We start from the raw sequence: 13,161 nt of genomic DNA, 5'->3' as shown, positions 1-13,161 counted from the left end.
TTATCCTGGGTGAGAGCAGGGGTGAGTCAAGTCGAATATTTTCAGTGGATGATTTCAATGAATGAGTCGCTTTTCACGGAAGGGGGGCAACAGCGAGCGGGTCAGCGGGACTGAGCCCGTTTGGCTGATGTGTCTCCGGGGCCATTGGGGCCGTTTTCATAGATTGAGAGACGCTCTATGGATAACTGCGCTGCTGAAAACGGGCTGGTTCACGACAAGTTTACAACTTTCACTATTGAGGCAAAATGCCCCACCGGGGCAGTCTGTCTCGACAGGAGGGCGGGGAAATGGTGTCTTCAGACTGAAAGTACCTGTCAAAACCAGCAAAATCCTCTGTTTTAAGGAACCCAAGCTATTGGCACGTCAAATGCTACCTCTCAGGTAGTCGCTGACAAGCTGATACGTTTTCCCATTCTAAGACCTGAGGAGTTTGAATATGTCGAGTCCATCCACCACAAACAATCATCATGCCGAGACCAAGGATCGGATCAAACTCTTGACCGGGGAGATTGAAACTCACAGCGAGCCGTTTCGACGGATTGTGGGACAAGTCAATCAGGTACTTGTCGGCCAGGAAAAGCTGGTGCACCGCATGTTGATCGGATTATTGACGCGCGGACATCTCCTGATCGAAGGTGTTCCGGGACTGGCCAAGACCACTGCTGTGGCAAGTCTGGCGCAAGCGATTAATACCGGCTTTCAACGCTTACAGTTTACCCCTGATCTATTGCCAGCCGACCTGATTGGCACACAGGTCTACCGTCCGCAGGATCAAACGTTTGTTGTTCAGAAAGGTCCGATCTTTTCAAACCTGATTCTCGCTGATGAAATCAACCGCGCCCCGGCCAAAGTGCAGAGTGCGTTGCTGGAAGCAATGCAGGAGCGACAGGTTACCATCGGCGGAGAAACGTTTCCACTTGAAGAACCGTTCCTGATCATGGCGACACAGAATCCTGTCGAACAGGAAGGGACTTACCCCCTGCCCGAAGCGCAAAGTGATCGCTTCATGTTGAAGGTGGTGGTCGACTATCCAAATCGGGATGAAGAGTTGCAGATCCTGCGCCGCATGAGTAAAACCGCCACGCACGTCGAGATCGTACCGGTCACCTCACCCGCTGAAATTATGCACGCCCGTAATTTGATTGATGAAATCTATGTCGATTCGAAAATCGAAAACTACATCGTCGATCTGGTCATGGCGACACGCAAACCGGAAGCCTACGGGTTGAACCTGGATGGCTTGATTCAGTTCGGCGGTTCACCCCGCGCTACGATCAATCTGACACTGGCAGCGAAGGCGAATGCTTTCCTGGCTGGGCGCGGATATGTGAAACCGGACGATGTCAAAGAGATCGCTTTGGATGTCCTGCGTCATCGCGTGATGATCACCTATGAAGCAGAAGCGGAAGACCGTACCAGCGAATCGATCGTCAATGAGATCCTGGCACACATTCCTACGCCGTAGCATAAAAAGCAGAACAGTGTAAGTTGTCCGGTAGAGAGCGAGGGGCAGTTCCGTCAAGGGAAGGCCCGCGTTCTGCCCTTATCCAAGAATGGATCGATACATGATTCCACGAGAAGTGATTCAGAAAATTCGTCGCGTGCAGATTCGTACTTCGCATAAAGTCGATGAGATGCTGGCAGGCACATGGCACTCTGCCTTCAAAGGTCGCGGCATTGAATTCGAGGAAGTTCGTCCGTACCAGGTAGGCGACGATGTTCGCACCATTGACTGGAATGTTACTGCCCGCAGCGGCGAACCCTACGTGAAGCTGTTCCGTGAAGAACGCGAGCTTTCGGTGATGTTGCTGATCGATCTGAGTGGGTCACAAAGTTTCGGGACCAATCAACAGACCAAGCGGGAAGTTGTGACAGAGGTAGGGGCAACACTTGCCATGTCTGCCATCAAAAATAATGACAAAGTCGGACTCACGCTCTTTACGGACCATATTGAAAAGAGTGTCCCGGCTCGCAAAGGTTCGCGGCATGTGCTGCGTCTGATTCGAGAGATGCTGTACTGTGAACCGATGGGGACAGGAACCGATATACGACAGGCATTGGAACACCTCAACCGGATTTCGAACCGTAAGTGCGTCCTTTTCCTGATCAGCGATTTCCAGGATGAGAATTATGAATCCACATTGAAGGTCGCCCGTCGACAACATGATATTGTCCCGGTGGTCATTTCTGATCAACGGGAATCCACAATGCCGAATGTCGGCCTGATACGACTGCAAGACGCCGAGAGCGGAGAAATCATCACCCTCGACACAGCCAGCCGCAGCAACCGCGAAGCATATGCCCGCCTGTATCGAGAGCGATCAGAAGCGCGGGATGCGATGTTTCGTCGTCTGCGGTTAGAGCCACTTCATATCGAAACCGGTGTCGATATCGTGGAACCTCTACGTCGATATTTTCATAAACGGGAGAGCCGAACATGAGTTTTCATCGAATCATTCTTCGATGCTCGGGCAGCAACAGTTGCTGCTCATCGCACAGTTATTACCCCTGGGTACTCAAGATGATCGTGTCAGGAGTACTGGTCTTTCTGATCACAGGTTTTGCGCAGGCGGATCCTTACAAAACGTCATACAATCAGCAGGGAGTTAAAGTTTCGATCAGTATGTCGGCAACCAGCGTTCGCGTTGCGGAACCATTCACGGTGACCTACGAACTGATCTCGCCAGCGGAGAAAAGTCTGGTCTGGCCGGCCGTTACGGATCAACTTGGCCCGTTTGATGTCATTGATTCGAAAGACCTGTTCGAAATCCCGGTTGATTCGGGACGAATGTGGAGACGCACACTGACATTGGAAAGTATTCATTCCGGTGATCTGGAAGTCCCGGAGTTGAGCGTAAATCTCTTGTCGACCGATTCAAAGAGCGTTCAGGCAGAACCGGTCGAAGTCATCAACCTGGCGGCACAACCTGTCACCATTACCAGTGTTCTGGAAGGACGCGCGGACCCCACACAGTTTCGCGATATCCAGTCCGTTGTTGATGTGGAAGTGCCTGTTCAGGAAACTTCTCAATGGACAACCTGGGGTATAACCGGTCTCGGCGGCTTGTCACTGGCTTGTCTGGCGCTTGTGATCATGGCTGTCCGAAATCGTTCGATCACACCCGCGAACTGGGTATTGCAACAACTGGATAATCTCTGGGAAAGAGTCAGGGAGAATCCCGCCGAGAACCAACAACACGTTACTGAACTGACAGATATAACGAAGCATTATCTGGCACTGCAGTTTGATATTCCCGCCAGTCAACAGACAACGCACGAACTGCTACAGCTGTTGGCAGAACAGAACATTGGCTCCTCAATGGTGCGAGACGATTTAAGCAATGTTTTGTCTCTCGCAGATGAAGTAAAGTTCGCTGGTCTTAATTTGAGCGTGGACGAACTGCAGGCCGCGATTCACACGGTCCGTCAAAGTGTGTCTGAATTATCAAAACCGTTAGTCCCTGCGACAGCAGATTCGGAGGTATCCTGATGTTTGACTCTCCCTGGTATTTTTTACTGCTGCTCGTATTACCCTACCTGGCATGGCGTTTGTTTACGCCACAAAGAAAATCAGCGGTTCCATTCAGTTCTCTGGAAATGGCGAAAGATCTTTCGCCGACAGTGCGGCAACGCCTCAACTGGTTGCCTCGCCTGCTGACGCTGGGGGCTATCCTGTTCATGATTCTGGGACTGGCCAGACCACGTGAAGGACGCGAGCAACAGGTCACGACGAGTGAAGGAATTGCCATCGAAATGGTTGTTGACCGCAGCGGCAGCATGCAGGCCATGGATTTCAAAATCGATGGTGAGCACGTTGATCGTCTGACTGCCATTAAAAATGTGGCTGGGAAGTTTGTAGAGGGAAAAGAGGAACTGGAGGGGCGGTTCAACGATCTGGTGGGGCTGATGACATTCGCAGGTTATGCCGATGGTATCACGCCGCCAACTTTGGATCATCCCTATCTTGTCTCGCAATTAAACAATATCCAAATCGTTACCAATCGCAGTGAAGATGGTACAGCCATCGGCGATGCGATTTCGCTGGCAGTAGAGAAACTGAATGCACTCGATGCACGACGTGATGAGAAAGTAAAAAGTAAGGTGATCATCTTACTCACGGACGGCGAAAACAACGCTGGTGAAGTCGAACCAATTCAGGCAGCCGAACTGGCAGAGACCCTGGGGATCAAAGTCTACACCATCGGCGTCGGGACCAAAGGTGAGGCGCCAGTGCCGGTGACAGACCCGTTCAGCGGCAAGCAAGTCGTACAGTGGATGCCAGTCAACATCGATGAAGCCACACTTCAGAAAGTGGCAGATCTGACACACGGGAAATATTTTCGAGCGACTGATACTGACTCGCTGGAAAAAATATACCATGAGATCGATGCCCTGGAAAAGACAAAAGTGGAAGCCCAACACTATACCGATTACCGCGAACTCGCAGTACAGCCGTACCGGGCGGGTCTCATCAATGTGCCTCCACTGTTATTGATTGCTTTCGGACTGTTATTGGTACGGTTTGTGCTTGAACAGACATGGTTACGAGAGTTGAACTGAACATCGCGGAACAGCCCAGGATCAAGAGGAAAAATATATCATGGACATTCAATTCGGCAATCCAACGAACATCTTTCTGCTGATTGTAGCAGCGTGCAGCCTGTTACTTGCTGGCTATGCGGCTGTGGCAAAATACCGCGCCGCGAGACAATTTGCCTCAGCGAATATGACTGACAAACTGTTTTTAGCACCGCGTTTTCAAAAACACTGGATCTCATCGATTCTGATTGTCAGCAGCTTGTCTTTACTGGCAGTTGCGCTGATCGACATTCGTTGGGGAAAGACTGAACGCGAAGTTCCTCAAAAAGGAATTGAAGTGATGTTTCTACTCGATGTATCGCGCAGTATGCTCGCAGAAGATGTTTCGCCCAGCCGACTCGATCGTGCCAAACAACAGATCAAAGACATGGTCGATGAAATGTCCGGCGACCGCGTCGGCCTGGTTGTTTTCGCGGGTGAGACACGGCAATCAGTTCCGCTGACCAGTCATTATGAAGACTTCAAACAGTCACTGGATGCGGTCGGTCCTCACAGTGTCCGACGTGGCGGTTCATTGCTCGGCGATGCGATCCGGTCGGCTACCGCAGGGTTTATTGATAAAACGAACGACCATAAAGCCATTGTCGTCTTTACAGATGGTGAAGACCAGGAGAGTAAACCTGTTGAAGCTGCGAAAGAGGCATTCACAAAGAATGGTATCCGCATCTTCACGGTCGGCCTGGGAGACATGGATCAGGGGGCACGTATCCCGGAAACCGAACAGGGGGGGCAGGCATTCGTTGAGTACCAGGGGCAGCCAGTCTGGTCAAAAATGAATGGAACCATTCTCAGCCAGATCGCCACTGATACCAATGGGGCTTACATCCCCGCCGGCACCAAGCGAGTCGACATGGCTACTGTCTACCACAACTACGTGGCAAACATCGAGCAGGCAGAGTTTGAGACGGCAACGATCAATACTTACATACCACGCTTCCAGTGGTTCGCACTGCCAGCCTGTCTTCTCCTGATACTGGAAGTCCTTATTTCGACAGCCCGGAATAAAAAGAAAACGTCAACCCCAATGGCAACTCAAGTAGCAAAGAAAAACTCGACAACGGAAAAGGCTTCCGTTCCCAGGAGTGCAGTCGCAGCCCTCCTTATACTGGTCACTTTGTCGATGTCAACAAAGTCTCTCAGCGCTGCTGAGACCGATGCGCCTGCTAAACAGGTCAGTGCGGAGCAGATTAACCTGGCAAATCAGTTTGTGAGAGAGGGGAAGTATGCTGAAGCGTTAGAGCGATATCAGCAGGTCAAACCAACTCCCGACGATCAGGCTGAGTTGAACTACAACGAGGCTGTCACAATGTATCGCCAGGGTGACAAGCAGCAGGCGGCAGAGATGTTTACCTCTGTCGCAGGTGACGGCGAAACCAGTATTGCAGCCCGCGCCCGGTATAACCTCGGGAACTGTCATTACTCCACTGGAATGGAACTCGCCGAACAGGATAAAGCCGCAGCGATTGAACAATTTCAAACCGCAATCGAACACTACCGCGGTGCCTTGCGGGGTAACCCGAACAACGCTGATGCTCGCGCCAATATCGAGCTCGCCGTTCAGTTCATCAAAGAATTGCAGGAACAACAGAAAGAAGAACAACAGAAAGAAGAACAACAGAAGGAACAACAACAGAAGGAACAACAGAAGGAACAACAGCAGAAAGAACAGCAGAAAGAACAGCAACAGGAGCAGCAACAGGAGCAGCAGCAGGATCAGAAGCAGGATCAGAAGCAGGATCAGAAGCAGGATCAGAAGCAGGATCAGAAGCAGGATCAGAAGCAGGATCAGAAGCAGGATCAGAAGCAGGATCAGAAGCAGTCAGACGACCAACAGAAATCTGATGAACAGCAGAAGTCTGATGAGGAACAGAAATCTAATGAGGAACAGAAGTCTGATGAGCAACAGAATCAGGACCAGCAATCAGATCAGGATCAAAAAGACTCTGAACAGACTGCAGAACAGAATTCGGAATCCAAACAACAGCAAGGATCAAAGGGAGAGTCTCAAGAGGAACCACAAGAGCCACAACCTGGTAAAGAAGAATCTCAATCAGAGCAATCCGGTTCTGAAAACAAACAGAGGCAGCCTCAGTCCCAGCCATCGAAACAGGACGAACAGTCGCAGCAACCCTCTGAACCAAAAGAGACTGAAGACAACATGGAGCCGGGGGACAAGCCGATTCCCTCTGGAGAGCTTACAACTGATCAAGTTCAGCCACCAGATGAGAATACGAAAAATGAATACGGGATCGCTGACCCCAAAGCACAGCCCGGTTTAATGAATAAAGAAGAAGCCCTGAAATTGCTGCAATCGGTACGCGACCGCAACATGCTGCGTCGATTACGACAACAGCAACTCGAAAGCGCACGACAAGTCCACGTTGACCGTAACTGGTAATATTCGAACTGTAACTGGAAGAATCATGGATCATACAAAAAATTATATTCGCGCCATACTGACCATACTCACTGTTGGGATTGCAGGCAGTTCTGCGTTTGCCGGTGATGTATCAATGAGCCTCTCATCTCGCGAAGCCTATGTTGGCTCTCCGATTCAGATGCAGATCGCCATCAAGAATGCGAAGGATTATGAACAGCCCGCTTTACCACAAATCGACGGAATCGAAATACGTTCTGCCGGATCGCCATCGCAAAGTTCTCAGGTAACGATTATCAACGGCCGCCGCAGTGAAAGCCGTAGTGTGATTCTGAATTACCTGATCACGCCGCGTCGCGCAGGCACATTCGAGATCCCTCCGCTGAAATTTAAAGTGGATGGAAAAGACGTCGAAACCGAAGCGATCAGGATCATCGCTACAAAAAGTGAAACCGGTGACCTGTTATTTGTAGAGCTTGAAGGGAAAAAAGAGAAGGTGTTTGTGGGACAGCCACTGGAAATGGTTCTGAGGATTTACATCAAGCCATATCGCGACCAGGATCACGAGTTGACCCTCTCAGAAGGTGATATGTGGAATATGATCTCCGATCAGACGGCATGGGGCAGTTTCCAGAAACGCATTGAAGAAATGGCAAACAGCCGTCAGCGTCCTGGCGGAAAAGAAGTATTGCACGATAACGGTCAAGGCGAAGAACGTGCCTATTACATGTATGAGATTACTGCGAAGGTCTACCCGACCAAGGCTGGCAAAATATCTGGCGATGATCTGCAGATCGTGGTGAACTATCCCACAGCATTGGGACGCTCACGAGATCCGTTCGATCGTTTCTTCGAAGACAGTCCCTTCGGTGGAGGTTTTATGTCCTCCCCATTCAGTAATCGGTTATCAGTTGCATCTTCAAGGCCAGTGGTAGCAGGGGCCACAGTTGATGCCACCGAAGTGATACCGGTACCAACGGAAGGTCGCCCTGCAGATTATCGCGGCGCGGTCGGACAGTACAATATCGTTACCCAGGCATCACCCGTTAATGTGCATGCAGGCGATTCGATTACCTTGAATCTGGGTATCGTCGGTACTGGTCCGATGGAACTGGTACAGGCTCCGCCTTTGTCTGAGTTACCCGAGTTGAAAGAATTCAAGGTTTCGAATCAGCCCCTGGCAGGCTATGTCAAAGATGACAGTAAAGTCTTCTCGACAACAATTCGTCCACGTCAGGCAGGTATCACGGAGATCCCTGCGATCCCATTCAGTTTCTTCAATCCGGAAACCGAACAGTTTGAAACCGTACACTCATCCCCGATCAAGATTACCGTGGAAAAAGCAGATTCGCTCGCATTGGACTCTATTGTGGGCGCTAAAAGCACGAATTCGAAACAACAGAACGCAACACAAAATGCAATTTCGCTTACACCGAGTTTCATCAATTTCGATGCACCCAGTGTACTCATTTCTCAACAGCCACAGTCTGCCTGGAACTGGTGGTGGCTGGCAGTTGTTGTGCCACCGGTGATGTGGGTCATCACTTTGATCACCAGGTATCGACACTGGATTGCAGAACATCTGCCGTCACTGCGATCACCACAGGCTCGCTGCTTCACACAAATCTCAAATGCGAAGGATCAGACAGTGATTGCTCATGCATTACTGCAATACATACAGAAAATGTTTCCTGCGAGAAAGTCCGCGGCAGTCGCTGAGAATCTCGATGAGACTTCTTCAACCATCGGAGCGATACGTGCTGCGGGATTCTACGAACTGGCAGCGGAAGCAGAAGCGCTGCTCGAGCAGCTCAGTCACAGTAATATCAGCTATGGAGCCCCGGTTGACCTGGAAGAACAAAGATCGACAGCGCTCGAATTTCTGAGCCGGTTAGCCGACCAGATCAATTCACAGTCGAGTCGCCGTATTCGTCGCTCACAGAAATCGAAGGACAAACTGAAGAAACACGCCAGGTTCTCACAACCCGCCGCTATGCTGCTGGGGCTGGTGCTGGCATCTGCTGCATCGACAGCGATGGCAAACGATATCACTGCGACGGGACTGTCGTCTGAGCCGCACGTTCAGCTTGATCAGTCACAGCGGGAAGTTATTCTCAATGATGCGAGCGAGTCATATCGGAACGGGCTCTCTCTTGCAGAGACAAACGCGGCCGATGCAAAAGATCTGTTTCTGCGTGCAGCAAAAAAATATCAGTTGCTGGTTGACTCTGGAATTTCGAATGCTGACCTGTACTTCAACCTGGGTAATGCATATCTGCAATCCAATCAACTGGGTCGCGCAATTGCGAATTACAATCGGGCATTGAAGATCGAACCGGACAATCGGCAGTTTCAGGTGAATCTCAACGCAGCACAAGGCATGGTGAAAACAGCAGATACGCCGCAAAAACTCTCTGGTCCTGACGAGAGTCTGCTGTTAAAATTGAAAAACGGGAATGCGGACTTAATCAAGCTGGTTGGTCAGCAGACCGTTATCGCTGTGCTGGTTATTTCATCTCTCGCGTTTTGGGGACTCCTGATTTTACGGACCATGGATCATAAACTGTCATTATGGAAATTCGGCACTCTGCCCGGCTTACTCTTATTGGTGTCCCTGGTTTCCATATACCTGCATACTGGTAACACTGCTCCGCAGGGAAATGCGGTCATTGTTGAACAACATTTGAAATTACATGCCGGAGACGGAGAACAATTCGCAGAAGTCGCTGTTTTGGATTCTGCCGAAGGACATCGAGTACAAACACTGGCGCACCGGGGAACCTGGACGCAAATTGAAACCGCACAAGGCCAGACAGGATGGGTTCCTGATCGTGTGCTCGAACTGCTATGATGTCTGCAGAAACCGCTGATCTTTCAGCCCCTCCCGTCAACGCCTCCCTCCAGGAATTACATGAATGAAACTGGCAGCTAAACTGATTCTGATATTCATGGTGGGAGTTCTGGGGATTGTCGCCTTGTTCTCCTGGCAGACCGTCAGGCAGCAACGCGCATGGTCGCAACAATCGAATGAAGACAGTGCCGTCGATCTGGTGCATGCTCTCAAACCTACCATAGAACAGGCTTATCGCGACGGCGGTACGGTGCGGATTCAGCAGGCAATAGAGGTGACACGCCGCACGACTTCAGGACCTGCGATGCGTTGGATCGCTCCGGAGAAATCAGATGATGCCCAAGAAGGCTCAGACAATCTCTCCTCTGATACGGAAACGCTTTCTCGCAGCATTTCAAGCATATCGATTTCCGATAAAGACGGAAAAACGAAACAGTTAACTTATGTACCACTCACCCTTTCCGGAGACGTTCCAGGCGCAGTCGAAGTCGCAACGCCGCTGTTGAATTCCGAGGCGAATGTTCGCCGTTCGTTTCAAGCCTCGATCTTATCCTTATTCGGCGTGACACTTCTTTCCGGTTTCGTGATCTACTGGGGGGGACTCAAGCTCGTCGCCAGTCCATTACGCAAGCTGATGAAACAGGTTGAACAGATTGGCAAGGGAGAATTCGGTCAACCTCCGGCGATTTCTTCAAATGACGAATTTGGTCAACTTGCATTCGCAATCAGTGAGATGAGTTATCGTTTGCAGGAACAGCGGGCGACAATTGAAGCGGAAACCGAAACCAGACTGCAGACACAGCAGCAACTTCGCCACATCGATCGACTGGGAACGGTCGGTACACTGGCGGCCGGCGTCGCGCATGAACTGGGCACACCATTAAATGTAGTTTCGGGGCGGGCAGGTTTAATTTCCAGTGGACAGCTTTCTGAAGCGGATGTCCGTTCCAGCGCACAGACCATTCAGAAAGAAACCGAACGCATGACGGCCATTATCCGTCAGTTGCTCGATTTTGCCCGCCGCACAGGAACCGAGCAGGCGTCGATTGATCTCATACGCCTGGCTCAACAGACGTGCGAACTGATGCAGCCACTGGCAATGAAAGCACATGTGGAATTAATAGTCAGTGCGAATGAAAACTTACCAGTCAACACAGTCGGGGATCCCGGGCAGTTGCAACAGGTCATCACCAACCTGATCAGTAACGCGATCCAGGCAATTCCCGACGGTGGAAAAATCAGGATTACAGTGCATTCAGAAGATATTCAGCCACCGGCGATGATTGAATCAGAATTAAATCGCTTTGCCTGCCTGGAAGTGATCGATACCGGAACCGGTATGACTAATATCGAAACAGAGCATGTATTTGAGCCATTCTATACGACAAAAGATGTCGGCGAAGGAACGGGTTTGGGACTTTCCATTGCTTATGGAATTGTCCGTGAGCATGGCGGCTGGATTGATGTTGCAAGTGAGAAAGATCAGGGAACAACCTTTCGTGTGTGGTTGCCGTTAGACAATCAGAAAGATGAGCAATGAACGAAAACTCTGATCATCCGCGAATTCTGGTGATTGATGATGAGCAGTCAATGTGTGAACTTATCGAAATCGATTTGCGATTGCGGGGTCTGCAGGTCGACTGGTTCACAGATGCCACACAGGCTATTTCTGCGATCGACCATAATAACTATGATGTTGTATTAACCGATATCCGCATGCCGGGAACGACGGGCTTACAACTTTGTCAACAACTCACCGAATTTCGCCCTGACATACCAGTCGTCCTGATGACAGCCTTTGGAAGTCTGGAAACCGCAGTCTCTGCAATGCGGGCAGGAGCTTATGATTTTATCACCAAGCCAATTGAGATGGATCTGCTGGCAATCACGGTTCGTCGGGCGATTGATCACCATCGGCTCACCGAACAGGTACGGCTGTTAAAAGAATCCGGTCAAGCCGTCCGATCTTTCGGTGACATGATCGGCAGCAGCCCTGCTATGCAGAAATTATACGATCAACTCGAACGGGTTGCCGTTTCCGATGCTGGCGTGTTGATCACCGGCGAAAGTGGTACGGGCAAGGAACTGGTCTCGCGTTCCATACATGCACATTCGCGGCGCGCGGAAAAACCTTTTGTAGCGATCAACTGCGCTGCGCTCTCCGAATCCCTGTTAGAAAGTGAATTGTTCGGACACGTCAAAGGAGCATTCACGGATGCCCGAAGTGAACGCCGCGGTTTATTTCTCGAGGCAGACGGCGGTACGCTGTTGCTCGACGAAATGGGTGAGATGCCAATGTCAATGCAGGTCAAACTGCTGCGTACGTTAGAAGAACGCGTATTGCGACCAGTCGGATCTGATAAGGAATTACCGTTTGATGTCCGGGTCATCTGTGCTACCAATCGCGATCTCGAATCGGCGGTCTCTGACGGAAAGTTTCGGGAAGATCTGTTCTACCGCATTAACGTGATCGGATTGCACTTGCCACCCCTTCGCTCTCGCGGGACCGACGTGTTACGCTTAGCGGAACACTTTCTCAAACAGTTTTCCACTGCTGAAAACAAACATGTTACGGATCTGGCAGAGGGAGTGGCAGAAAAACTGCTCCAGTATCACTGGCCCGGAAACATTCGCGAATTACGAAACGTGATGGAACGTGCGGTTGCATTAACCCGGCACGATAAGATTACCGTTGCCGACTTGCCAGAGAAGATTACGAACTATCAGAGTAATCAAATCCTGATTGACGGACTGGACCCCGAGGAACTTGTCTCACTGGAAGAACTTGAACGCCGCTACATCACCCATGTACTGGAAGCGACCGGCGGCAACCAAAGCCAGGCCGCACGCATCCTCGGCCTCGATAGAAAAACCATCTACCGCAAACTCAAACAGAATGAGTCCGAATAATGCGGCCCTACCGCGAGAACTGATTTTCAAGGTCACCTGTGAAATGGGGTCGGATTAGGGAGAAAGTCAGAACCATCAGTGATAGTTCCTGCCATGGTATCCTGGGTTGTATCGTAAACGTCTTGAATGGCGGTCTTTTTCTCTGGTGAGTTGTCAGTTGCAACCGCAGGCCTGGATAAGTCTCCCAGGGCAGTAAATGCCTGCAATTGTACCGGTTTCACAACGCGGATCAGATGGTTTATTGAATATCTTGTGGTAAATATACATAGCGTTGCATCCCCGTTTCGGGTAAAATCATGTGGTCAGGTTCAGGCACTTGATCAGTCTCTCTGTATATTTTGAAAATACTTTCAGCTGTTTAGGGAAGCGAATTTCAAACGACGAGACTATCAATAGGTTTGTAAGTTCCCTCAGTGATTCAACA

The 13,161-nt window shown here is 50.4% G+C and carries 8 protein-coding genes; all 8 read left to right on the top strand.

What is annotated here, in order from left to right; all coding sequences use genetic code 11:
• Positions 1 to 436: 436 nt before the first annotated feature.
• The 8 genes from GmarT_RS25380 (at position 437) to GmarT_RS25345 (ending at position 12,737) form a co-directional block, all read left to right on the top strand.
• Positions 437 to 1,465 (top strand): AAA family ATPase, encoded by a 1,029-nt coding sequence (locus GmarT_RS25380; protein WP_002647210.1) that lies wholly within the window; start codon positions 437 to 439, stop codon positions 1,463 to 1,465.
• Positions 1,466 to 1,565: 100 nt separating this feature from the next.
• Positions 1,566 to 2,441 carry a DUF58 domain-containing protein gene (locus GmarT_RS25375; protein ID WP_002647211.1) on the top strand — a complete coding sequence of 292 codons (876 nt, stop codon included), beginning with the start codon at positions 1,566 to 1,568 and terminating at the stop codon, positions 2,439 to 2,441.
• A complete protein-coding gene (locus GmarT_RS25370; RefSeq protein WP_149303405.1) occupies positions 2,438 to 3,490 on the top strand; it encodes a hypothetical protein in 1,053 nt (350 codons plus the stop codon). The genes GmarT_RS25375 and GmarT_RS25370 overlap by 4 nt, the downstream gene beginning before the upstream one ends.
• Positions 3,490 to 4,560 (top strand): vWA domain-containing protein, encoded by a 1,071-nt coding sequence (locus GmarT_RS25365; protein ID WP_002647213.1) that lies wholly within the window; start codon positions 3,490 to 3,492, stop codon positions 4,558 to 4,560. Before GmarT_RS25370 ends, GmarT_RS25365 begins: the two co-directional genes overlap by 1 nt.
• 40 nt (positions 4,561 to 4,600) lie before the next feature.
• Positions 4,601 to 6,997: a VWA domain-containing protein gene (locus GmarT_RS25360; RefSeq protein ID WP_002647214.1), complete on the top strand. Its 2,397-nt coding sequence runs from the start codon at positions 4,601 to 4,603 to the stop codon at positions 6,995 to 6,997.
• Positions 6,998 to 7,022: 25 nt separating this feature from the next.
• Positions 7,023 to 9,827: a BatD family protein gene (locus GmarT_RS25355; protein WP_002647215.1), complete on the top strand. Its 2,805-nt coding sequence runs from the start codon at positions 7,023 to 7,025 to the stop codon at positions 9,825 to 9,827.
• Between the two features lie 64 nt (positions 9,828 to 9,891).
• Positions 9,892 to 11,367 carry a sensor histidine kinase gene (locus tag GmarT_RS25350; protein ID WP_002647217.1) on the top strand — a complete coding sequence of 492 codons (1,476 nt, stop codon included), beginning with the start codon at positions 9,892 to 9,894 and terminating at the stop codon, positions 11,365 to 11,367.
• A complete protein-coding gene (locus GmarT_RS25345; protein WP_002647218.1) occupies positions 11,364 to 12,737 on the top strand; it encodes a sigma-54-dependent transcriptional regulator in 1,374 nt (457 codons plus the stop codon). Before GmarT_RS25350 ends, GmarT_RS25345 begins: the two co-directional genes overlap by 4 nt.
• Positions 12,738 to 13,161 lie beyond the last annotated feature (424 nt).

The sequence above is a fragment of the Gimesia maris genome, assembly GCF_008298035.1.
Taxonomy (GTDB): domain Bacteria; phylum Planctomycetota; class Planctomycetia; order Planctomycetales; family Planctomycetaceae; genus Gimesia; species Gimesia maris.
This window is presented reverse-complemented; position numbering and strand designations above follow the sequence as displayed.